The organism is Collinsella aerofaciens (assembly GCF_015558785.1).
Classification (GTDB): Bacteria; Actinomycetota; Coriobacteriia; order Coriobacteriales; family Coriobacteriaceae; genus Collinsella; species Collinsella aerofaciens_P.
In genome coordinates, this window is record NZ_JADMOP010000004.1 from 157083 (window position 1) to 181310 (window position 24228).

Genomic DNA, 24228 nt, shown 5'->3' on the forward strand with positions numbered 1-24228 from the left:
GCCCTCCGCAGAGCTCTCCCGCGGCCGCGGCGGCCCGCGCTGCATGAGCATGCCCTTCTGGCGCGAGGACCTCTAAGTCTTTCCGTTTCCGGTGCGGTCCCCCTACAACCGCACCGGCTTCGCCCGTTAAACGGGCAACACTAATACTTACGTAATTCATTTCTTCGAAAGGAATCGAACCATGGGTGTTAACCTCTCCGGCCGTAGCTTCCTCAAGCTTCTCGACCTCACCACCGAGGAGATCGAGTACCTGCTCAAGCTCTCCAAGAACTTCAAGGATATGAAGCGCGCTGGCGTTCCGCACCGCTATCTCGAGGGCAAGAATATCGTTCTGCTCTTCCAGAAGACCTCCACTCGCACCCGCTGCGCCTTCGAGGTCGGCGGCATGGATCTGGGCATGGGCGTCACCTACCTCGATCCGGGTTCGTCGCAGATGGGCAAGAAGGAGTCCATCGAGGACACTGCCCGTGTTCTCGGCCGCATGTATGACGGCATCGAGTTCCGTGGCTTTGCCCAGGACGACGTCGAGGAGCTCGCTGCTAAGTCCGGCGTGCCCGTGTGGAACGGCCTGACCACTGAGTGGCATCCCACCCAGATGCTCGCCGATATCCTGACCGTCCAGGAGAACTTCAACTACGACATCAAGGGCAAGACCCTCGTCTTCATGGGCGACTGCAAGAACAACGTCGCTCGCTCCCTCATGGTCGTCTGCTCCAAGCTCGGCATGAACTTCGTGGCCTGCGGCCCCGAGGAGTGCATGCCCGCCGACGACGTCATCGAGGCCTGCAAGCCCATCGCCGAGGCCAACGGCTGCACCATCAAGCTGACCACCGACGTCAAGGACGGCGTCACCGGTGCCGACGTTATCTACACCGACGTGTGGGTCTCCATGGGCGAGCCCGACGAGGTCTGGGCCGAGCGCATCGCTCAGCTCACCCCGTATCGTGTCACCTCCGAGGTCATGGCTATGGCCAACCCGGGTGCCATCTTCCTGCACTGCCTGCCCAGCTTCCACGACACCAACACCACCATTGGCGCCGAGAAGTGCGAGCAGTTCGGCATCACCGAGCAGGAGGTCACCGACGAGGTCTTCGAGAGCCCCGCTTCCAAGGTCTTCGACGAGGCCGAGAACCGCATGCACACCATCAAGGCTGTCATGTACGCCACGCTCAAGTAAGAGCATCTAGCATCTCGCTCGGGGTGTATTGCTGCACACCCCGAGCGGTTTTATCTGGTAATAATCTCGCATCAAGCGGCAGGCACGGCACGGAAGAGCCGCTTCTGGCGAGATCAGTAAATGATTTATGAAGGGGGGATGAGAACTATGACTGAGACCGCTAAGAAAAAGCGCGGTATGCCTTCATCGTTCACCATTCTTCTTGCTCTGCTGGCAATTGTCGCAGTGATTACCGTTATCGTCTCCGGCACGTCCGGCGGCGCGGTTACTGCCGCCCGTCTGAGCGATTTCTGCACCGCCCCGATTAAGGGCTTCGCTGACGCTCTGCCCGTCTGCCTCTTCGTTATGATCCTGGGCGGCTTCCTCGGTATGATGACCGAGACCGGCGCCCTGGACAACGGCATCGCCGTTCTGGTGCAGAAGCTTAAGGGCAACGAGATTATGCTCATTCCCGTGCTGATGCTCATCTTCTCCCTCGGTGGTACCACCTATGGTATGTGCGAGGAGACCGTTCCCTTCTACGCCCTGCTCGCCGCTACCATGATGGCCGCTGGCTTCGACCCCATGGTCGGTGCTGCTACCGTCCTGCTCGGCGCTGGCTGCGGCTGCCTGGGCTCCACGGTTAACCCGTTCGCCGTCGGCGCTGCCGTCGACGCTCTGACCGGCGTTGGCATTGAGGTCAACCAGTCCATCATCATCGGCCTCGGTGCCGTCCTGTGGATTGTCACTACCGCTATGTCCATCTTCTTCGTGATGAGCTACGCCAAGAAGGTCAAGGCTGACAAGGGTTCCACCATCCTGTCGATGCAGGAGCTCAAGGACGCCGAAGAGGCTCACGGCAAGGCTGCTTCCGAGGTCCACAAGGAGGTCAAGCTCACCGGTCGTCAGAAGGGTGTTCTGATTGCCTTCGCCTTCACCTTCGTCGTCATGATCGTCGGCTTCATTCCGCTGGCCGACCTCAACGAGGGCGTCGCTAACTTCTTCGACGCTGGCGCTGTCTACGACGCCGACGGTAACGCCGTCGTCCAGGGCTGGTCTGCCCTGATCACCGGCCTGCCCATTGGCCAGTGGTACTTCGACGAGGCTTCCACCTGGTTCTTCCTCATGGCCGTCCTGATCGGTATCATCGGTGGCCTGTCCGAGAAGCAGATCGTTAACACCTTTATCACCGGCGCTGCCGACATGATGTCCGTTGTTCTCGTCATCGCCCTCGCCCGTGGTATCTCCGTCCTCATGGCTAACACCGGCCTCGACGTCTTCGTCCTCGACGCTGCCGCCAATGCTCTGGCTGGCCTGTCCGGCGTGATCTTCGCTCCCATGAGCTTCCTGGTCTACTTCGGCCTGTCCTTCCTGATCCCCTCGACCTCTGGTATGGCTACCGTCTCCATGCCCATCATGGGACCGCTGGCTGTTAAGCTCGGCTTCTCGCCCGAGGTCATGGTCATGATCTTCTCCGCCGCCATCGGTGTCGTGAACCTGTTCACCCCGACCTCCGGCGCCATCATGGGCGGTCTCGCCCTGGCCAAGATCGAGTGGACGACCTGGCTCAAGTTTGCCCTTAAGCTCATTGTCGCTCTCTCCGTCGTCTGCGCCGTCATCCTGACCGTTGCCTGCGTGCTGATCTAAGTACCCAACGGGTACCCCACGGAAACCTTGACGATCCTGTAAAGGATCACCTGGTCATCGTCTGTCCGGTGGGGTCAACCCACCGGTAGACTCCTACCTTTAGCCCCCTTCCGTTCCGTGCGCGGGAGGGGGCGCTCTTGTGTTCCGGCGTTTTACCAAACGCCGGAACCGCTCGACGCTGCAAGCCCGCCAGAGCGGCAATCTGACGTTCAATCGTCGGGCATGGCCAAAAGGCCTATGCCCTCCTCTTTCACGTCACCTTGCTCGCTCTGGCGGGCTTTCGCTGGCTTATGCTCAACCTGCGGCGCTGCCATCGTTGGTGCTGAGCGACTTGTTCCCCGCCTCAAATTAGCCATCCTGGTTCCCCGGTGGTTGCGGTGGGCGTGTTTGGTTGGTGCCTGTTGATGGTTTGGGTATCGGGGAGGGCGGGCTCCGTTATAATCGCCTAGAACATTAAATGGAAACGGGACGGGAGCCATACATGCGCCAGGGTTTCGACAACGCGAAATATATCGAGCTGCAGGCCGCTCATATTAAGGAGCGCATCTCGCAGTTTGGCGGCAAACTCTATTTGGAGTTTGGCGGCAAGCTGTTTGACGACTATCACGCGAGTCGCGTGCTGCCGGGTTTTGAACCGGACAGCAAGTTCCGCATGCTCAAGAGCATTGCCGATGACGTTGAGGTTATCATCGCGATCAACGCGAACCACATCGAAAAAAACAAGGCTCGTGGTGACCTCGGTATTACCTATGACGAGGATGTGCTGCGCCTGGTTGACCTGTTCCGCGGCAACGGCTTTGCCGTCGCGGCTGTGGTCATCACCCAGTACGCCGGCCAGCCTGCTGCCGATGTGTTCCGCAACCGCCTGAACGCGCTCGGTATTCCCGCCAAGCTGCACTATCCCATCGAGGGGTATCCGCACGATGTCGATCTGATCGTGTCCGACGATGGCTACGGCAAGAACGAGTTTGTCGAGACCACCCGACCGCTCGTCGTGGTCACTGCCCCCGGTCCTGGCTCGGGCAAGCTTGCCACCTGCCTGTCTCAGCTCTATCACGAGCACAAGCATGGCACGGCCGCCGGCTATGCCAAGTTTGAGACCTTCCCGGTCTGGAATCTTCCTCTGACGCATCCGGTCAATATTGCCTACGAGGCCGCCACGGCTGACCTCGACGACGCCAATATCATCGATTCGTTCCACCTTGAGGCCTACAACAAGACCACAGTCAACTACAACCGCGACGTCGAGGCCTTCCCGGTGGTCCGTGCTCTGATGGAAAAGATCCTGGGCAAGAGCCCCTACCAGAGTCCTACGGACATGGGCGTCAATATGGTCGGCTTTGCCATCACCGATGACGATGCCTGCCGCGACGCTTCCAAGATGGAGATCGTCCGCCGCTACTTTACCGCGGTCGAAAATGTGCGCCGTACCGGCGTGGGCGATGAGCAAGTCGACCGTCTCAAGATTATTATGAAGAAAGCCGGCATCGATAAGAACTACTCACCGGCGCGCTCGGCGGCCCTCACCAGGGAGCAGCTGACGGGTGGTCCCGTGGGGGCCATGGTCATGCCCGATGGCTCCGTGGTGACCGGTAAGACCTCCACGCGCCTGGGCGCCGCAAGTTCGCTCATTATGAACGCCCTCAAGCACGTCTCGGGCGTCGACCTTGAGCTCGAGGTTATCAGCGATGAGGCGATCGAGCCCATCAGCAAGCTCAAGACGCATTTCCTGGGCAGCAAAAACCCGCGCCTCCACACCGACGAGACGCTTATGGCGCTGTCGATCACCTCGGCCACGAGTGAGACGGCCGCTCGCGTCCTTTCGGGCCTGGAGCAGCTGCGCGGTTGCGATGCCTTTTTTAGCGTGATTATCTCGCCGACGGACGAGACGGTACTGCGCAAACTGGGTATCAACGTGTGCTGCGAGCCCAAGTTTGAGCGCCGCGGTTTCTTCCATCGCTAAGTTTGAAGCACCGCGGTAATTGCATTGCATTTTGGCCGTATCGGGTTAGCGCCCGGTACGGCTTTTTGATCAATAAAGCGCCTATTTCGGCGAAAAATAGCTGTTTACCTGCCTAGAAACAATTTGAGCGGTATACAATAACCATAACTGTTTCATCCTTAGCGGGATGCCGCATGATGGATATTACCTGCCATCGTGAGGTGTGTCGGTCGCGCACGGCGCGTTAGATGCTCGTGCTCGGTTTGAGGAGGCTGCTATGGCGGGCAAGGGTCGTGCGAGTGTCAACGATATGAAGCGTGTCGAGGTGCTGGTGTTGATGGAGATCGACCGGCAAACCGAAGACAATGGCGGGCCGTATGGTTTCTCGCGCAAAACGCTTGCCGAGCGCGTGGGGGTTTCGCCGTATCGTGCCCGCGCCGCAATCGATCGCTTGGATTCCGAAGGCATGATTGATGTCGTCTCGCGTTATAGCGACGACGGCGGTCAGCTTGCAAATGGCATTTGCCTCACCGAACATGGCGAGTGGTATCTTGAGGGCGTCCGTACCGGCATGCTCGTTCAAGAAATGCTCGAGGACGAGGTTGCTGATCGATAGCAGCATGTAACCCTTGCCATAGCGACGCCGCCTGGGAAACCGGGCGGCGTTTTGTTTCAAGATTGAGAAATGCAATCGCACGCGAGAAAAATTGCGAACGGTCCGCGGCGCGAGTATTACAATGAAGACCCGTAAGATGTGGATAAACAACTTCTACGGGAAGCGCAGGTAACTCAATATGACCAAGCATGTGTTCGTAACCGGTGGCGTGGTTTCGTCCCTGGGCAAGGGTATTACCGCGGCCTCGCTGGGCCGTCTGCTCAAGTCGCGTGGCTACAAAGTAACGATGCAGAAGGCCGACCCGTATCTGAACGTCGACCCCGGTACCATGAGCCCCTTCCAGCATGGTGAGGTCTTCGTTACCGAGGATGGTTACGAGTCCGACCTGGACCTGGGTCATTACGAGCGCTTTATTGATGAGAACCTGACCCGCGATTCCAACTTTACGACCGGCGCCATCTATAAGAGCTTGATCGCCCGCGAGCGTCGCGGCGACTTTTTGGGCGGTACCGTGCAGGTGATTCCCCACGTCACCAATGCCATTAAGGACAAGTTCCGCCGCATTGAGGAGCAGACCGGCTCCGATGTAGTCATCACCGAGCTGGGCGGCACGATCGGTGACATCGAGTCCCAACCGTTTGTCGAGGCCATCCGTCAGTACCGCAAGGAGGCCGGCCCCGAGAACGTCTGCTACATCCACGTGTCGCTCGTTCCCTATATCGCCGCCGCCCACGAGGTCAAGACCAAGCCCACGCAGCATTCCGTCAAGGAGCTCCGCAGCTTTGGCATCCAGCCCGATATCATCGTGCTGCGCTCCGACCACCATATCGATGACGCTATCCGCGGAAAGATCGCAAGCTTCTGCGACGTTGACACCGATTGTGTCTTTACCAACGAGGACTGCGCGAGCATTTACGATGTTCCGCAGCTGCTTGCCGAGCAGGACTTTGACCTGCGCATTTGCGAGCGTCTGGGTCTGGACCCGCGTGAGCGCGACATGAGCGAGTGGAACGAGTTCCTGCGCAAACAGAATCACGCCAACCATCACGCCGACAAGGTGAAGATTGCCGTCGTGGGTAAGTACACGCAGCTGCCCGATGCGTACCTGTCGGTTATCGAGGCCCTGCACCATGCGGGCGTCTTCTACGATCGCCATGTGGACGTCCAGCTGGTCGACGGCGAGAGCCTCGACGAGCAGAATGTCTCCGAGGTTTTGGGCGACGCCTCGGGCATCCTGGTCCCCGGCGGCTTTGGCAAGCGCGCCCTGGAGGGCAAGATCCTCGCGGCCGAGTTTGCCCGTGAGCACAAGATTCCGTATCTGGGCATTTGCCTGGGTATGCAGGTGGCCGTGTGCGAATTTGCGCGCAACGTCGTCGGCCTTGCCGGCGCCAGCTCCTCCGAGTTCGATCCGGATGGCCCGTATAGTGTCATCGATCTGATGAGCTCGCAGGAGGACGTGACCGAGAAGGGCGGCACCATGCGCCTGGGCGCCTATCCGTGCAAGCTCGCCGCCGATACCCTCGCTCGCGAGGCATATGGCGAGGAGCTCGTCTACGAGCGTCACCGTCATCGCTTTGAGTTCAACAACGCCTTCCGCGACCAGCTCGAGGACGCCGGTTTGGTTATCTCGGGCCTGTCGCCCGACGAGCGCCTGGTCGAGATGGTCGAGCTGCCGCGCGACGTGCATCCGTGGTATGTGGCAACCCAGGCTCATCCCGAGTTCAAGAGCCGCCCGACCAACCCGCAGCCGCTGTTCCGCGAGTTCGTGCGCGCTTCGATCGGCCAGCACGAGGGTGTCGACCGTCTGCAGGTGACGCCCATGAACCTTGCTACGGACTAAGGGTGCCGTCGAATAAGGAACATACCGAAGCTACTCCCTCGTCGCTCGCCGTGGCGGCGGGGGAGTATCTCGATTACCTCGCGGTCGAGCGGGGTTTGGCGCGCAACACGATTGCGGCCTATCGTCGTGACCTGACGACGTACTGCGCCTATCTGGAGCGGGCGGGTATTGTGTCTTTTGAAGAGGTGACTCGTCAGGTCGTGGAGGGCTTTGTCGCAGACCGTCGCGATGGGGGCTATTCCGATGCCTCGGTGGAGCGTGCGCTTGCGGTCGTAAAGGGCCTGCATGCCTTTTTGGTGCGCGATGGGGCTGTGGCCCAAAATCCAACGACGGCGTTGCGCCTGCCTAAAAAGGCTGAGCGTTTGCCGGAGTATCTATCGGTGGAGGATGTCTCGGCGCTGCTCGATCAAGACTTCCCCGAGGGCGAGATGGGCTTGCGCGACCATGCCATCTTGGAAGTGCTCTACGGATGCGGTTTGCGTGTGAGCGAGTTGGTGGGGCTCGATGTGGGCGATATCCATATCGACGATGGTTTTGTGCTCGTTCGCGGTAAGGGCTCAAAGGAACGCCTGTCCCCGCTGGTGGGAAGCGCGGCGCGAGCTCTGATGCTCTATGTAACTGAGGGGCGTTCTCGCTTGGCGGCCCATGCCCGCGGAACCGAGACCTCGGCGGTCTTTTTAAATAAGAACGGCCGCCGTCTGTCGCGCCAGGGCATCCATGCCATCTGTGAGCGCTACGGGCGCCAGGTGGGGCTGGTGGGACTCCATCCCCACACGCTGCGTCACTCCTTTGCTACCCATATGCTTGCGGGCGGCGCAGACCTCCGTGTGCTACAGGAGATCTTGGGACATGCCGATATATCGACCACGCAGGTCTACACGCATGTCGATCGTACGCAACTGACCGAGGTCTATCTGGCGGCGCACCCGCTGGCGCATCGTTAACTCATCGCTGACCTGCAAATTTATAGGTATTTGGGGACGGGCCCCAGATTGCCACGGCGTGCTTTTGCGCGCGCATGGGCAATCTGGGGCCCGTCCCATTTTTCGCCACTTGGCATCGCGGTGGTGGGCCGCACGTGCCTTGGGTGGGGGAGTTTGGGGGCGATGTGAACGGCATATAAAGGGACGCAAAATCGCCTCAAGGTCAACTTGAAGGTTGAGGTTGAACGGCGGGGTGCCACAGGTGGCATCCCGCCGTTGCTGTAAACACAACATATTGTGTTTTCGAACATATGCTCGGGGGTGTTTTGCAACATATAGGGGGTGGAGTGGTGGGGTGGGGTGGGGGAAGGAGTGGGGAAAGATGTTGAAAAATGGGGCGGTTCCCCATATTATTGATGACGTCGACAGGCGGGGTGGTTCCCCGCGTACGTGCCATCTGAGTAACCGAGGGGAGGGCGCACATGGGAATGACTGGTGCATACGAGCGCAATCTCGATGCAAAAGGTCGTCTGTCCCTGCCTGCACCCCTTCGCGAGGAGCTTGGAGAGCACGTTCGCGTGTTCAAAGCCCTGGATGTCGATGCTCTGTACGTGTTCTCTGCCGAGGCCTTCGATAAGTGGGTCGAAGGACTCTTCGCGGGTCGTGAGGGCCACGAGGGTTTTAACCCGCGTGACATTAATGACCAGAAGCTCATGAGGGCGATCAACAAGCGCACCACGTCGATGGACGTGGACAGCGCCGGTCGTATCGGTCTTTCCGAGTCTCTCCGCAAGCAGGCGAACCTCGACCGCGAGGTCACGGTTGTGGGCAACTACGACCACCTTGAGGTTTGGGATCGCGCCGCGGCCGATGAGGACGATGACGATGAGGCCCTGCTGGACCTCTTCTTCTCGTAAGGGCAAGGCACGGGTAACGGATGGAGCGTGGGATCTTGACACAAGAATATCGGCATGAACCTGTCATGCTCGGCGAAGTGCTTGAGTCGCTGCGGCTAAAGAGCGGCTCCGTTGTCTGCGATTGCACCCTTGGCGGTGCCGGCCATTCGGTAAAGATGGCCGCGCAGGTGGGGGAGACGGGCCTTTTGCTCGGCGTCGATCAGGACGACATGGCCCTCGAGGCCGCTGGCGCCCGTCTGGACCGCGAGGTTCCCGGCGTTCCGCACCAGCTGCTGAAGGGCAACTTCGGCGACTTGGACGAGCTACTTTGCTCGGCCGAGGTGCCCGGGGTCGATGGCTTCCTGTTCGATTTGGGCGTTTCGTCGCCGCAACTCGATATCCCTGGCAGGGGCTTTTCGTATAACGAGGACGCCCCATTGGACATGCGGATGGATCCGGGTAATAACACCTTAAACGCAGCTGAGGTCATCAACACCTATAACGAACACGACCTCGCCCGGATTCTACGCGTTTACGGCGAAGAGAAGTTCGCCTCGCAGATCGCGCGCGAGATCGTGCGCCGCCGCGAGCAAGAACCGATCGAAACCACCGGCCAATTTGTCGAGATCATCAAGGCGGGTATCCCGGCTGCCGCTCGTCGGCATGGTGGACACCCGGCCAAGAAAAGTTTCCAGGCCATTCGCATCGAGGTCAATCACGAGCTCGATGTGCTCGAACGAGGGCTTGATGCCGCCACCAGGTGGCTCAACCCGGGCGGACGTATCTGCGTCATCTCGTATCACTCGCTCGAGGACCGTATCGTAAAGAACCACTTTAAGGAGATGAGCCAGGGGTGCACGTGTCCGCCGGAGATTCCGGTGTGCGTGTGCGGCAACGTGCCGATACTCAAGGTCATCACCCGCAAACCCCTGGTTGCCCAGCCTGATGAGGTTGAGCGCAACCCTCGGGCGAGATCAGCCAAAATCCGCGTGGCGCAGCGTCTGTAGGCGCGACCGCGCGATATTGGACCTCCCGCTCGCACCATAAATGAAGCTTAAACACACTACCAACGTACTCGGGATGGGAGGCGGCATATCATGGGCTACAACACTTCAAGCGCAGCACTCGCCTATGATATGAACGCCATGCCCGCCTATCGTGAGACGCCGCAGGCCCCCGTTGCTCCCCGTGAGCAGCGCACGCCGCGCTTTGATGTCTACACGGGCGCGGGCCGTCAGGCAAACCAGGCGGTAAGCCCGGTTTTCATGAGCGTTCTTAAAACGTTTTGCATCATTGCGGCTATCTTCATGACGATCGGCGTCGCCCGCGTGGCGCTCGCCGGCGTTACCGCCCAGGTGCTCAACAGCAACGCCGAGCTTACCAACACGCTCGAAAAGGCGACCGATGAGAGCTCCGACCTTGAGGTCATGCATTCGGTCTATGGCGCCGACACGCGCATTCGCGACCTTGCGGGCGCTTATGGCATGGTGGAGCCCAGCGAGAGCGTTACACTTGACTTTTCGCAGGATGCAGCCGCGGGCGCCAACGCGACCGCGACCGCTCAGTAGCAAGACGGTAGCTGAGTATGACAAATGACTATCGCCGCGGTTCCGATAGGGGCCGCGGTTCTGGACGTCCCTCGTCGCGGGGACGTTCTGGTTATCAAGGAACGGGTCGGCAATCTTACAACGCCGGGCGGTCCCGTGGCAACGACCCGGCGTCGCGACTTCGCGGCTCGGGCGGCCCTCAAGTGCATAACACCAGGTCGCGCAAGAGTTCGCCGACCGAATGGCTCACAGGCACGCCTCTGCCTCGCCGCAAAGCCGTCATGGGATTCATTGGGCTTGGCTTGGGCTTGGGCGTCTTTCGCCTTGCCGACTATCAAATTGCCGAAGCCGATAAACTGCGCGAGCGTGCCGATGCGCGTCGCCTGCTTGCGCAGACCCTCTATGCCAAACGTGGCACCATCTACGACCGCAACGGTAACGTGCTGGCGTCGTCGGTCGAATGTCGCAACATCGCCGTGAACCCGCAGCTTGTCGAGGACGTTGACAAGACGGTGTCGGCGCTGGTCAAGGCAACTGGAATCGATAAAAAGACCTGCCGCAAGCTCGTTGAGTCCGATGGAACCTGGGTGTATATCAAGCGCCAGGTGGACGAAGACGATGCTGCGACGCTGGAGAAGAAGAACCTGCCCGGTGTGCTTTTTGAGCAGGCCATGAAGCGCGTATATCCATACGGCAATCTGGCATCGCAGGTGCTGGGTGTAGTGAATGTGGACAACGATGGCTTGACGGGTCTCGAAAAGCAATACAACAAGCTTCTGACCGGCACGAACGGTTCTCTCGTACGCGAGCGCGCGAGGGACGGCAGCTATATCGCGGGCGGTGCCTATAAAAAGGTGGCTGCGGTCGACGGCGTTGATATCGTGACGACGCTCGACGTCAATATCCAGCGTGCGGCCGAGGATGCCCTGGCAGAGGCAGTTGAGAAGACTAAGGCCAAGAACGGCTCGGCGCTGGTCACCGATCCTACGACAGGCGAGATCTTGGCAGCCTGCTCGTATCCGACTTACGACCAGACCAATCTGGAAAACGCCAAGACCGAGGATATGAACTTGCGCCTGGTCACCGACGCCTACGAGCCCGGCTCGGTCTTTAAGACGCTCGTGGCGGGCGCCGGCTTCGACTTGGGCGTCGTGCGATCGAGTACGTCGTTTGAGGTGCCGGCGAGCATCAAGGTGGGCGACGATACCGTCACCGATGCCGACAAGCGCGACTACGCCATGACCATGGATGTGCGCGAGATGATGCGCCGTTCGTCCAACGTGGGCTTTGTCCTGGTGGGGCGCAAGATCGGTGCCGATGACTTTGCCGCTTATGTGGACAAGTGGGGCATCGGTCACAGCTCTGGTGTCGATTTTCCGGGCGAGAGCCTGGGTATCGTCAAGGAGCGTGACCAGTATGACGGCGCCACGCTGGGCTCGATGAGCTTTGGACAGGCGCTGTCCGTCTCGCCGATTGAGATCGCACGCGCCGTGGGCGGCATCGCCAACGGCGGCGTGATGATGACACCGCACTTCTATAAGTCCAGCAAAGGCGACGAGAAGGACTGGGGCGAAGGCGAGCGCGCGATTTCGGAGGACGCCGCATCCCAGGTGACATCGTGCATGCAGACGGTCGTGTCCGAGGGAACGGGCGTTGGCGGCGCGGTTGACGGCTATGACATGGCGGGTAAGACCGGTACGGCCGAACGTGCCGACGAGAACGGCGGCTACCTCAAGGAGAACTACATGTCGTCCTTTATGGGCTTTGCACCGGCACAATCGCCCAAGGTGCTGTGCTATATCACGCTCGACGGAACGCCGAGCGGCTCAGATGCCGCTGCGGTGCCGTTCCAGTCCATTATGGCCAACGCGCTCGACGTGCTGGGTATCCCGCACACGAAGTAGGGGGTTACAATCTTTGGGGCGTGGTTTGTTGTCCCATATGAGGGTGTTCACATGCCCTGCACCACGCATGTGCGGCGCTGGGATACAATACGCCGATAGCATTATTAGGTTTACAGGGGAGCTGCAATGATAGAGATCGCCGTCAACAACCTCGCGGCCGCAACAGGGGCCCGAACCGTGACGGGAGAAGCCGATCGGGTATGCCGCGGGTGCGTTATCGACTCGCGCCAGGTCGAGGAAGGGACGATTTTCGTCGCCTTTCCCGGTGAAAACGTCGACGGCAATGATTTTGCTTCCCGTGCCGTCCAGTCGGGTGCCGGCGCCGTCGTGATGACGCGTGAGCCCGAGGCCGAGCTGGTCTCGCTGGCGCAGGACAAGGGGTGCGCCATCCTGCTGACCGATGATCCCGAGGAGTTTCTGCTGCGTTTGGCGCACACGTATCGCCTGGAGCTTGGCTGCCTGGTCGTTGGCATTACCGGTTCCATCGGCAAGACGACGACCAAGGACGTGCTCGCCGCCGTGCTCGCCAAGCGCTATCGTGTCTGGGCCACCAAGGGCAATTTCAATAACCTGATCGGCATGCCGCTCACGGTGCTTTCCGCTCCGGCCGATACCGAGGTCCTGGTGCTCGAGATGGGCATGAACCATTTCCACGAGATTGAGCGCCTGTCCAAGTCCGCCAATCCCAACCTTGCCATCGTGAGCAAGATTGGTACCTCTCACATCGGCATTTTGGGCAGCCGCGAGAACATCGCCCGCGCTAAGGCCGAGATTGTCCAGGGTATGTGCGCCGCCGGCGACTTCTTGCCGCTGCTGGTTTTGGGCGGTGAGGACGACTTTACGCCGTTCATTCGCGATACGTTCGCCCAGCCTGCTGGTATCGACGTTATGCTGGCCGGCGTCTCGGACGACGATGAGGTCCGTGCCCGCGACATTCGTGTTGATGACGAGGGACGTCCGGTCTTTACGCTCGATTTTGGCCAGGGTGAGACGATCGATACCATGCTTGCCATCCCCGGCGTGCAGTCCGTTCCTAATGCCGTTAAGGCCGCCGCGGTTTCCTATCGCCTGGGCGTGACGCCCGAGCAGATCGATGCTGCCTTTAGGGGCCTCACGATCACCGGTCACCGCCAGGAGATCAAGCGCGCCAAGAGCGGTGCCCGCGTCATCGACGATTCCTATAACGCCAGTGCCGAATCCATGGCTGCTGGCCTCGATCTACTGTGCTCGCTTTCGTGCACGGGGTCTCGCATGGCGATCCTGGGCGAGATGGGCGAGATGGGCGATGAGGCTCCTCGCATGCATGAGCTCGTGGGCGCCTATGCCGCCGCCAAGAAGCTCGACATGCTGGCGTGCGTGGGTGGTGAGCTGGCCCAGCTTATGGCCGATGCCGCGCGCATGATGGGCATGGACGAGGACCGCATCCAGGTGTTCTCCGATTATCAGCAGGTGCTCGACCGCATGGGCGGCGCGCTTGAAAAACATGATGTTGTACTGGTCAAGGGTTCCCGCTTTGTTGAGCTCGACCGCTTTGTGGAAGGTGTGTGCTAGCCCATGTTCGGCAATCCCTCGTATCCAACGTATCAGGCTTTTTTGGGGCTTGGCATCGCCGCTGCCATTGCGCTGCTGCTCATGCCGTGGTGGATCAAGCTACTCAAGGTCGAGGGTATCGGCCAGCAGGTTCGTGCCGACGGCCCCAAGCGTCATTTGGTTAAGCAGGGAACGCCCACCATGGGTGGCGTTGTCATCCTCGTCGCGATCTCGCTGACCTGCCTGCTGATGGGCAAGCTCACCACCGAGCTCGTGCTCGTGCTGCTCGCCACGCTGGCGACCGGCGTGCTGGGCCTGATCGACGACCTGACCTCCGTTACGCATGGGCGCTCGCTCGGTCTGACGCCCCATGCCAAGATGATCGGCCTAACCATTATCTGTGTCACCTTTACGGTGCTCGCCGTCAATTGGTGCGGCGTCGCCCCCGAGATTCGTTTTCCCGGCGGCCTGGCGATTGACCTCGGTGTTCTTTCGACCACCATCTGCGGCCTTTCGTTCCCGTGGCTCTACATTGTCTTTTGCTGGCTGATGATCGCCGGTCTTTCTAATGCCGTGAACCTGACCGATGGCCTTGATGGTCTTGCTGGCGGCACCTCGATGATTGCCATGCTCGCCATGGCTGCCATGGCGTTTTTGCACGGAGACGTGAACCTGTCCATCTTCTGCACCGCGTGTGCCGGTGCCTGTTTGGGCTTTCTGTGGTTCAACTGCTATCCGGCGAGCATCTTTATGGGCGATACCGGCTCGCTTGCCCTGGGCGCCGCGTTTGCCTGCACGTCCATCATGACCAATACCGAGGTCGTCTCCCTCATCATCGGCGGCCTGTTTATCGTTGAGACCCTGTCGGTCATGATTCAGGTTGTCTACTTCCACTTTACGCACAAGCGCGTCTTCCTTATGGCGCCCATCCATCATCATTTCGAAAAGAAGGGCTGGGCCGAGACCAAGGTCGTCATCCGCTTTTGGATTATCGCTGCGGCCTTTGGTGCCGTTGGCCTTGCTTTGTTCTTCCAGTTGGGATAGTGGTCTTTCATGCCTCTTGCTGATGTCTTTAGCCTGCTCGTTTTGGGTCAGGGCAAATCCGGTCTCGATGTCGCCCGCTGGGCGCTGGCACATCCCGAGCGCGTAAGTGCCGTTACCGTGTATGGCGGCGGCACCTCTGAGCCCAATGACGCCACGCGTGCGCTCGAGGCTGCTGGTGCGTCGTTTGTCTATGGGACCGAACAGGTCGAGGGCGCCTATGACGTATGCGTGACGTGCCCGGGCATCTCGGAGTTCTCGGGCTTCTTTAAGGCCGGGCGCGAGCATGCCGCCCAGATTATGGGTGAGCCCGAGTTTGCCTATCGCCTGTCGCCCGATAACTGGATTGTCATCACGGGTACCAATGGCAAGACGACTACCACGTCGCTGACTGATTATCTGCTCAAGGCTGCCGGCGAGGCCAGCGTTGCTGTCGGCAACATCGGCGAGCCGCCGGTCAACGAGATTGACGGCCGAGCCCACAACGAGTGGTTTGTGGCTGAGCTCTCGAGCTATCAGATTGCTACGACTACCGAGCTCCATCCTCGCGTGGCGGTGCTGCTCAACATCACTTCCGACCACTTGGGCTGGCATAAGAGCCATAACAACTATGCGCTTGCCAAGATCAAACTGTTTGACAATATGGTTGATGACGATCTGGCGGTTGTCGACGTCGAAGACGCCGGCATTCACGAGTTCGATGAGTACATCTACACGCCGGGTCGTCGCATCTGCAAGGTTGCCTTTGACGAGCCTGAGGGCGAGGATGCCGCCTTTGTGCGCGATGGCAAGATGATCGTGCGTCTGAAGGGCGTCGAGACCCCGCTCATCGCTACATCCGAGCTCAAGATCTCGGGCCATCACAATGTTATCAATGCCCTGTGTGCTGCCACGGCTGCCTTGGCAGTCGGTGCCGATGTCGATGGTGTCTGCCGCGGTCTGGCCTCGTTCCAGCCGCTCGAGCACCGCGTGGAGCCGTGTGGCGAGATTGACGGCGTGCGCTACGTCAACGATTCCAAGGCGACCAACACCGATGCGGTCGAGAAGGCACTGACGGCATTTCCCGATGACGACGTGATCTTGCTGCTCGGCGGCCACGATAAGGGCACGCCGCTCACGGACTTCGCGCGCGTCGTTATGGACAACGTGCGCTCGGTCGTCTGCTTTGGCGATGCGCGCGAGCGCTTCACCGCCGCTATGGACGAGGCTGATGTCGATGGCGATGTGGATATCGCCCAGGCGGATGACCTGCGCGACGCCGTGGACGTTGCCCGTTCGCTTTCGAGCCGTGGCGATGTGATCTTACTTTCTCCTGCCTGCTCTTCGTTCGATGAGTTCTCGGGCTATGAGGAGCGCGGCCGCGTGTTTAAGGACTACGTGGCTCAGCTTGCCGCTACAGCGAAATCACAAATGGAATAGGGGTTGCGGTGAGAGAGGAGAGCCCCCGACAAGGTATGAGGAGGCCCGACTCGGACCGTGCTTCCTCACGTCGCACCACACCGCGTTCCAGCCACGGTGGGCAGTCGTTTAGCGAACGCTATATTGCCGGCGTTCCCGCCCGTATCATGCGCCCCCGTTTGATATTCATGGCCTGCTTGTTTACCTTGGTATGCTTTGGCCTGCTGATGGTGTACTCGGCGTCTTCGGTCGAGGCGCTGCACGAGAATGGCTCGGCGACGTTTTTTCTGGGTCGACAGGCCGCGTTTGCCGTGGTCGGTGTTCTGGCGCTGATTGCCATCGTGCGCGTTTTGCCGGACAGCTGGTTTGGGGAGGATGTGCTCAGGATCTTCCTTATCGGCATGATAGGGCTACTGCTTCTGGTGTTCTTGGTGGGCAGCGGCAGCCGTGGCGCCACGCGCTGGCTCAACATCGCCGGTATTCAGTTCCAGCCTTCCGAGTTTTTAAAGCCATTTGCCATTGCGTATTCGGCCATCATGCTTGATCGCTTCTTTTCGCCCGGTGGCAACATCAACGAATTCCTTCGCAAGATGGGCATCTACCTGGGCATTTCGCTCTTTCTGATCTTTATCCAGCCCGATTTCGGTACTGTCCTGATCATCCTGTTGACCCTCATGTGCATGGCGTTGTTTGCGGGTCTCGACCCCAGATTTATCATCGGCGTGCTAATCTTCGGCATTCTCGTGATCGTGATTGCGCTTGTCGCAGAGCCGTACCGTATGGTGCGTATTCAGGTTGCCTTGAACCCTTGGGCCGACGAGTATGGTGACGGCTATCAGGCCACGCTTGCAATCATGGCCTTTGCCTCGGGCGGTCTGTTCGGCCGCGGCATTGGCAACTCAACAATGAAGTACTCGTATCTGCCCGAAGCGCACAACGACTACATCCTGGCCATCATTGGCGAGGAAGTCGGTTTTGTCGGAACCGTGCTGTTCTTCTTGGTGTTTGCGATGCTAATCTACTCGGCGTTTCGCATTGCCGAGCAGGCGACCGATCGTCGGGGCGCGCTTATGGCGTCTGGCTCCGCGGTCATTCTCGCGGTGCAGTTTTTGATTAATGCGCTGGGCATCCTCAACGTGTTTCCCATGACGGGCAAACCGCTGCCGTTTATTAGCTACGGCGGTTCGTCGATTATTGTGTCGCTCATGCTTGCCGGGTTGATCTTGCGCGTTTCGTACGAGAGCGCCCGCCGCGATGAGTATGACCGCCGCCGTGAGAGCTTTGCCGTTATGGATGAGAGTACCGCCGGCGTGCCCCACGTGCGCGGCGAGCGATCTTCGCGTAACGGTTTTACCGTCCTGGATGGCTCTGCGACCGAGCCGGCAGCTCGTCCACGCTCGCGAACGGCTCCGCAAGGTCGTCCGCAGCGCCCCAGCCCTCGCAACGCGGGCGGCGGATATAATCGAATCGATTTGAACTCGGACCCGTCGGCGCGTCTGCGTACCGACGACCAGGGACCGCGTGTACGAAGGGACTACCATGACCGATAAAATGACCGTTGCTATTGCAGCCGGCGGCACGGCAGGACACATCAACCCCGCGCTCGCCTTGGCCGAAGAACTGCGTGACCGTGGCCACCACGTTGTGTTCGTGGGCCAGTCGCGCAAGCTCGAGGGTCGTCTGGTCCCCGAGGCTGGGTTTGATTTTGTGCCCATTACGGTCACGGGCTTCGACCGCTCCCGTCCTTGGACGGCGCTGACCTCGCTGTGGCGTGTCAACAAGGCCAAACGTGCGCTCGCCAATCATTTCTCAAAGGTCGGCAAGCCCGATGCCGCCATCGGTTTTGGTGCCTATGTCGAGGTTCCGCTGCTGGGGTGGTGCAAGGGCGCGGGCGTTCCGTATCTGCTGCATGAGCAGAACTCTGTTCCGGGCCTGGCCAACAAGATGATGAACTCCCACGCCGCCCGCGTGTGCATCTCGGTGCCGGCAGCGCGTTCGGTCTTTGAGCGCGAAGGTGACCCTGACCACGTGCTCATGACCGGTAACCCCGTACGTCGCTCGGTGATCGAGGGCAATCGCGCTCGCGGCCGCAAGGCACTTGGTGTTCCCGAGGACGCTACGCTGCTGCTCGTCTTTGGCGGTTCACTTGGCGCCCAGCACCTCAACGAGCGCGTGGTTTCGCTCAAAAACGAGCTGCTTTCGCGCAAGAATCTCTATGTGTTGCATTCGACGGGTGCCGACGGCTTTGAGGAGACCGAGCGCGCTTTGGCGCTGACGCCCGAGGAGGCGAAGCGTTACCGCGTCCAGACATACATCGACAACATGGGCGATATGCTGGCTGCTGCCGATTTGGTGCTCTCGCGTTCGGGCGCATCGAGCGTGGCCGAGATCGCTGCGCTCGCCGTGCCTTCGGTGCTCGTGCCGTACCCGCATGCGACAGCCGACCACCAAACCACCAATGCCCGTTATCTGGTCGACGCCGGGGCCGGCGTGCTCTGCGCCGATGCCGATATCGACGGTTCTGCCTTTGCCGATGAGCTGCTGCACCTGGTCGATGACGCGGCGGCACGCGACGCCATGCGTCAGGCGGCGCGTGGTCTGGCTCAGGATAGGGCCGCCGCTCTTCTGGCGGATGCGGTAGAGGGTTTGCGTTAGTTAGACGGGATATCGTCGGTCGCCCTCGCGCTGATGCGGTAGGTGCGGTACAGTTAACGGGTTACAGGCAGTGTTTACGCAAGGAGTACACGAGCACATGGCTGATTCCCAGACTGCAACCTCCGCGCCCGAGTTTAAGAGCGCCCACTTTATCGGTATCGGCGGCGCCGGCATGAGCGGCATCGCCCTCGTTCTGCACGAGCGTGGTTATGCCGTTACCGGCTCCGACCTTAAGACGTCACGTTATATCCGCCAGCTTACCCGCGCTGGTGTGAAGGTGCATGTGGGCCATGAGGCCGCCACGATCGACGAGGTCAAGCCCGACGTGGTTGTTGTCTCCACCGCTATTCCGGAGTCCAACCCTGAACTCGTGCGCGCTCGCGAGCTTGGTATTCCCGTGTGGCCCCGTGCCAAGATGCTCTCTGCTTTGGGCCACGGCTACACCACCGTCGCTGTTGCCGGCACGCATGGCAAGACCACCACGTCTTCGATGTGCGCCACCATGCTCGACCGCATGGGCCTGGATCCGAGCTTCTTGATCGGCGGCATCGTCGAGGGCTATGACACGAACGGCAAGAACGGCTCGGGCGACTACTTTGTCGCCGAGGCCGACGAGTCCGACAGCTCCTTCCTGTTCCTGAACCCCAACGTGGTCATTGTGACCAACGTCGAGGCCGACCACCTCGATCACTACTCGGGTATCGAGGAGATCGAGGCAACTTTCGCCAAATTCATGAGCTTGGTGGGCGAGGACGGCACCGTCATCGTCTGCGGTGAGGACCCGCATCTGGTCGAGCTCGCCAAGTCGACGGGCCGTCACGTGCTTTCCTACGGCTTTGCCGAGAGCAACGACATCGTCTGCATGCACCCGGATGTCAAGGGCATCCAGAGCGACTTTATCGTTCGCTTTGAGGACGGCACTGAGCACGCTGTGGAGATCAAGAGCAATCCCGGTCGCCACAACATGCTCAACGCCACGGCGGTGCTCACCGTCGCCCATGTTCTGGGCCTTGACATCGACGCCGCCGCCAAGGCGCTCTCGAGCTTTGAGGGCGTCCGCCGTCGCTTTACCCACGTGGGCGATATCGATGGCATCACCGTGGTCGATGATTACGGCCATCACCCCACCGAGATCAAGGCGACGCTTGCTGCCGCTTCGTCGCTGGGCTACAAGCATGTCGACGTCGTGTTCCAGCCGCACCGTTATTCGCGTCTGCAGGCCCTGTGCGACGACTTTGCCGATGCATTTGCCAATGCCGATAAACTGCTGCTGATTGATGTGTTCTCGGCTGGCGAGATGCCCATTCCGGGTGTTACCTCTAAGATGCTCGCCGATACCGTGCGCGCCAAGCATCCTGGCAAGGAGGTCGTGTACTGCTCCAGCCGTCTTGAGCTCAATCAGGAGCTCGAGCAGATGGTGGGCGAGGGCGACCTGCTGCTCACCATGGGTGCCGGTGACGTTACGACCGTCGGTCCCGAGTTTATCGAGTATCTGACTGCCAAGAAAGACGCTTAAGTCTAATGGGTCTGTTTAACGCCGTCATGGCGCTCTCGGGCATGATCGACACGGATGTGATCGAGGACGAGCGCCTTGCGCGTCATACGAGTTATCGTATCGGCGGCAAGGCCGACCTCTTTGTGACGTGCCATAGCTATCATGCCCTTCGCCGCGCCGTGGCGGTGCTCGATCGCGAGCAGGTGCCGTGGGTCATCATCGGCAAGGGCTCCAATCTGCTGGTTGCCGATGGCGGTTATCGCGGCGCCGTCATTTCGCTCGGACGTGAGTTTCAGCGCACGGTTGTTGCCGATGACGGTTGTACGCTGACGGTCGGTGCGGGCGTGATGTTTGCGCGCCTGGTCAACGATGCCCTGTCGCGTAGCCTCTCGGGCCTTGAGTTTGCCGTTGGCATCCCTGGCTCGGTCGGCGGTGCGATATCTATGAATGCCGGCACACGGACCGAGTGGATTGGCTCGCTGGTTGAGGATGTCGTAACGTTTGACCCGGTATCCGGTATCAAACATTATGCGGGGTCCGAGATCACTTGGGGCTACCGCGAATGTAGCCTTCCCCGCAATGAGATCATCCTCGAGTGCGTGCTCAAGCTTAAACCGGCGCCCAAGGCCGACATTCGCGAGCGCATGGAGCGGTACCTGACGAGGCGCAAGCGTACGCAGCCCATGGGTCGCGCATCCTGCGGGTCGGTCTTTCGCAACCCGCCCGATGCGAGTGTGGGCAAGCTTGTCGAGGATTGTGGATTAAAGGGTTTTTCGATTGGCGGCGCGGAAGTTTCGCCCGTTCACGCTAATTTTATCGTTAATAACGGAACTGCCTCGGCCGATGACGTTGCCGCGGTTATCAGACATGTGCACGGAAAGGTGAGGGAGGCGTATGGCATCGAGCTCAGACCGGAAGTTAAATTCCTCGGCTTCTAGAGCATCGAAACCCACCTTCCGCCGCGCCGGAGGGCGTTCCGGCGCGCCTGCCAAACCTCAACGCAATACCGTCGCGCATTCTAAGTCTGTCGGGCATGCTCGACAGACCAGTCGTCCGGTCGTCGGCTCGCAGCTCGGTAATCGTCCGGCCGCAAAAAAGTCCTCGCGTCCCTCGGTGACGTCAAAGCCTGTTATGGGCGCCAAACCTGCCCGTCCCATGGCAACTCCTAAGCCCTCGACGGGAACTAAAGCGCCGCGTCCAGGTCGCACGCTGGGCGCATCGAAACCGCGCTCGCTGACATCGGTGCCGGCTACCGCCAAGAAGCCTTCGGGTAAAAAAAGCGTCAACCCGTTGTCTTCACTTGGGGCGATGGTAAATAAAACATCAGACGCCGCTTCTGTCGTTACAGGCAAAGGCAAAATCGTTGGCGGCGTTCTGGCCGTCTTGGCCGTGCTCGTCGTCGTTGCCATCGTGGTGATTAACTCTGGATTGTTTACCGCCACTGATATTCAGATTCAAGGCAGCGAGCATGTGACGAAGCACGATGCTATCCAGCTGATCGATTTGCCCGAGGGAACGTCGCTTTTTAACGTCGATCCCGACCAGATTACCGAGGACCTCAAGCAGAACCCGTGGGTCTCGGGCGTAGATGTCCAGCGTCAGTTCCCGCATACGCTCATCATTACGCCGATGGAGCGCAAGGTCATCGCAATTGCCTATATCAGCTCCGATGACCTTGCCTGGGCCATCGGGGATGATGACACCTGGATCGCCCCGCTGTCGACGTCGGTCGAAGTGGATGACCAGGGCAACGTCATCACGACGGGGCAGGGCTCAAATACCCTGACCGGCATTGATGCCGCGCTGGCGCTCGCTAAGCACTATGGCGCGGTGTTGTTGACTGATGTCTCGGCGGATATCGCTCCGGTTTCCGGCCAGGCGGTGAGCTCCAAGGCCGTTAAGGCTGGCTTGGATTATGTGCGTGGTTTTTCGAGCGAGTTCTTGGGACAAGTCAAGGATATTTCCACGCCTTCGGTCGAAGCCATCTCGGCAAACCTCAATAACGGCATTGAGGTGTCGCTGGGCGATTCGGACGATATCGTCAAGAAGGAACGCGTAGTCACCAAGTTGCTTTCGCAGGTAGAGGGCGTAACGTATATCAATGTGCGCTCTCCGGGTAACTATACATTTAGGAACGCTCCGACCTCGTAGCGCTGGTTGATGCTTTGTTGAGGGGCCATACCACGCCGTTTATCTGGTTTGTTTGGTTTTCACGGTCAATTATTTGACTGATACGTTCATAATGTGCAAACATAATACGGTTTACCTTTGCATTTACTTTCAACCTGAAGGTTAATGTGCGCAGGGGTCGACCCATGCTATGGCTATAACCTTTGTTCGGAGGACCGACATGCACGAGACAGAGATCAACAACTACCTTGCCGTCATTAAGGTGGTCGGCGTCGGCGGCGGCGGTACCAACGCGGTCAATCGAATGATCGAAGAGGGCATCCGCGGCGTCGAGTTTGTTGCCATCAACACCGATGCTCAGGCACTCGCGATCTCTGATGCCGATATCAAGGTGCACATCGGCACCGACCTTACCCGCGGCCTGGGCGCCGGCGCCAACCCCGAGGTTGGCCGCAAGGCTGCCGATGAGTCCCGCGACGACATTGCCGAGGCGCTCGCTGGCGCCGACATGGTGTTCATCACCTGCGGCGAGGGCGGTGGCACCGGTACCGGCGCTGCTCCCATCGTTGCCGATATCGCGATGAACGAGGTCGGTGCGCTGACCGTCGCCGTCGTGACCAAGCCCTTCACCTTCGAGGGCCGCAAGCGCAAGAAGAGCGCCGAGGAGGGCATTAAGACCCTCTCCGATTGCGTCGATACCATGATCGTCATCCCTAACGATAAGCTGCTCGACATCGCCGAGAAGAAGACCACCATGCTCGAGGCCTTCGCGATTGCCGATGGCGTCCTTTCCCAGGGCACCCAGGGCATCACCGACCTCATCACCGTCCCCGGTATCATCAACCTGGACTTCGCCGATGTTAAGACCATCATGAAGCAGGCCGGTACCGCCATGATGGGTATCGGTACCTCTTCTGGGGACACCCGTGCCGTCGACGCTGCCCAGCAGGCCATCTCCAGCCCGCTGCTCGAGAGCTCCATCGATGGCGCCACGCGCGTGCTGCTCTCCATCGCCGGTTCCAAGGACCTGGGCATCCAGGAGATCAGCGACGCCGCCGACGTTGTCGCCAACGCCGTCGACCCCGAGGCCAACATCATCTTCGGTACCGTTGTCGACGAGTCCCTGGGCGATCAGGTGCGTATCACCGTCATCGCTACGGGCTTCTCCGACTCCAACGTCAACCGTCAGGACGAGCTCTTTGCTGCTCAGCAGTCTCAGAGCAAGGCCGCTGCCTCCGCTGAGCCGCAGCGCACCGCTCCTGCCACGAGCCCGGCTCAGGCCGCTCCGACCCGCAACGTCGGTGGCACCGAGCTTCCTAACTTCGGCAACGATCAGTTCGAGCTTCCCGACTTCCTGAAGCGCGGTAGCTTCTAAGTCGTTCTTTGCATTGTTGTGCACAGGGGCGTGTCCGTATGGACGCGCCCTTTTTATTCAAGACTTTAGTCCGCTGGCCGCGCAGCGGCCAGCTTTAAACCACCCGCTACGCGGGTGGAGACAAACGGCTTTA

At 60.0% G+C, this 24228-nt stretch carries 20 protein-coding genes; all 20 read left to right on the forward strand.

Annotation, left to right across the window (positions count from 1 at the left end; genetic code table 11):
• The coding region (locus tag I2G40_RS09815) for an arginine deiminase family protein (protein WP_195239190.1) at positions 1-76 on the forward strand (76 nt) is incomplete at its 5' end.
• Between the two features lie 105 nt (positions 77-181).
• On the forward strand, positions 182-1177 hold the full coding sequence (gene argF, locus I2G40_RS03465; protein ID WP_006234279.1) for an ornithine carbamoyltransferase: 996 nt from the start codon (positions 182-184) through the stop codon (positions 1175-1177).
• Positions 1178-1315: 138 nt separating this feature from the next.
• A complete protein-coding gene (locus I2G40_RS03470; protein WP_394815226.1) occupies positions 1316-2803 on the forward strand; it encodes a YfcC family protein in 1488 nt (495 codons plus the stop codon).
• 481 nt (positions 2804-3284) lie between these two features.
• Positions 3285-4766 (forward strand): DUF1846 domain-containing protein, encoded by a 1482-nt coding sequence (locus tag I2G40_RS03475; RefSeq protein WP_006234276.1) that lies wholly within the window; start codon positions 3285-3287, stop codon positions 4764-4766.
• A gap of 256 nt (positions 4767-5022) precedes the next feature.
• The gene (locus I2G40_RS03480) at positions 5023-5361 is read left to right on the forward strand and encodes a helix-turn-helix domain-containing protein (protein ID WP_195544183.1); all 339 of its coding nucleotides are present in this window, start codon (positions 5023-5025) and stop codon (positions 5359-5361) included.
• Between the two features lie 178 nt (positions 5362-5539).
• On the forward strand, positions 5540-7201 hold the full coding sequence (locus tag I2G40_RS03485; protein WP_006234274.1) for a CTP synthase: 1662 nt from the start codon (positions 5540-5542) through the stop codon (positions 7199-7201).
• 2 nt (positions 7202-7203) lie between these two features.
• On the forward strand, positions 7204-8145 hold the full coding sequence (gene xerD / locus I2G40_RS03490; protein WP_195544184.1) for a site-specific tyrosine recombinase XerD: 942 nt from the start codon (positions 7204-7206) through the stop codon (positions 8143-8145).
• A 461-nt stretch (positions 8146-8606) separates the two neighbouring features.
• Positions 8607-9041, forward strand: a complete 435-nt coding sequence (locus I2G40_RS03495; RefSeq protein ID WP_006234269.1) for a division/cell wall cluster transcriptional repressor MraZ — start codon at positions 8607-8609, stop codon at positions 9039-9041.
• Between the two features lie 20 nt (positions 9042-9061).
• Positions 9062-10027 (forward strand): 16S rRNA (cytosine(1402)-N(4))-methyltransferase RsmH, encoded by a 966-nt coding sequence (rsmH, locus tag I2G40_RS03500; protein ID WP_006234266.1) that lies wholly within the window; start codon positions 9062-9064, stop codon positions 10025-10027.
• 90 nt (positions 10028-10117) lie between these two features.
• Positions 10118-10588, forward strand: a complete 471-nt coding sequence (locus I2G40_RS03505) for a hypothetical protein (RefSeq protein WP_022094483.1) — start codon at positions 10118-10120, stop codon at positions 10586-10588.
• Between the two features lie 260 nt (positions 10589-10848).
• Positions 10849-12471: a peptidoglycan D,D-transpeptidase FtsI family protein gene (locus tag I2G40_RS03510; RefSeq protein WP_195544185.1), complete on the forward strand. Its 1623-nt coding sequence runs from the start codon at positions 10849-10851 to the stop codon at positions 12469-12471.
• 126 nt (positions 12472-12597) lie between these two features.
• Positions 12598-14022 carry a UDP-N-acetylmuramoyl-tripeptide--D-alanyl-D-alanine ligase gene (locus I2G40_RS03515; protein ID WP_055286068.1) on the forward strand — a complete coding sequence of 475 codons (1425 nt, stop codon included), beginning with the start codon at positions 12598-12600 and terminating at the stop codon, positions 14020-14022.
• A 3-nt stretch (positions 14023-14025) separates the two neighbouring features.
• On the forward strand, positions 14026-15045 hold the full coding sequence (gene mraY, locus I2G40_RS03520; protein ID WP_195544186.1) for a phospho-N-acetylmuramoyl-pentapeptide-transferase: 1020 nt from the start codon (positions 14026-14028) through the stop codon (positions 15043-15045).
• 9 nt (positions 15046-15054) lie between these two features.
• The gene (murD, locus tag I2G40_RS03525) at positions 15055-16461 is read left to right on the forward strand and encodes a UDP-N-acetylmuramoyl-L-alanine--D-glutamate ligase (RefSeq protein WP_195544187.1); all 1407 of its coding nucleotides are present in this window, start codon (positions 15055-15057) and stop codon (positions 16459-16461) included.
• A 35-nt stretch (positions 16462-16496) separates the two neighbouring features.
• Positions 16497-17990 carry a putative lipid II flippase FtsW gene (gene ftsW / locus I2G40_RS03530; protein ID WP_195544188.1) on the forward strand — a complete coding sequence of 498 codons (1494 nt, stop codon included), beginning with the start codon at positions 16497-16499 and terminating at the stop codon, positions 17988-17990.
• On the forward strand, positions 17980-19095 hold the full coding sequence (murG, locus tag I2G40_RS03535; RefSeq protein WP_055286073.1) for an undecaprenyldiphospho-muramoylpentapeptide beta-N-acetylglucosaminyltransferase: 1116 nt from the start codon (positions 17980-17982) through the stop codon (positions 19093-19095). Before ftsW ends, murG begins: the two co-directional genes overlap by 11 nt.
• Before the next feature lie 97 nt (positions 19096-19192).
• Positions 19193-20611: a UDP-N-acetylmuramate--L-alanine ligase gene (gene murC / locus I2G40_RS03540; RefSeq protein WP_055286074.1), complete on the forward strand. Its 1419-nt coding sequence runs from the start codon at positions 19193-19195 to the stop codon at positions 20609-20611.
• Positions 20612-20616: 5 nt separating this feature from the next.
• Positions 20617-21528 (forward strand): UDP-N-acetylmuramate dehydrogenase, encoded by a 912-nt coding sequence (gene murB / locus I2G40_RS03545; RefSeq protein WP_195544189.1) that lies wholly within the window; start codon positions 20617-20619, stop codon positions 21526-21528.
• A gap of 370 nt (positions 21529-21898) precedes the next feature.
• On the forward strand, positions 21899-22741 hold the full coding sequence (locus I2G40_RS03550; protein WP_195544194.1) for a cell division protein FtsQ/DivIB: 843 nt from the start codon (positions 21899-21901) through the stop codon (positions 22739-22741).
• Between the two features lie 199 nt (positions 22742-22940).
• Positions 22941-24095: a cell division protein FtsZ gene (gene ftsZ, locus I2G40_RS03555; RefSeq protein WP_022094491.1), complete on the forward strand. Its 1155-nt coding sequence runs from the start codon at positions 22941-22943 to the stop codon at positions 24093-24095.
• Positions 24096-24228: the final 133 nt, after the last annotated feature.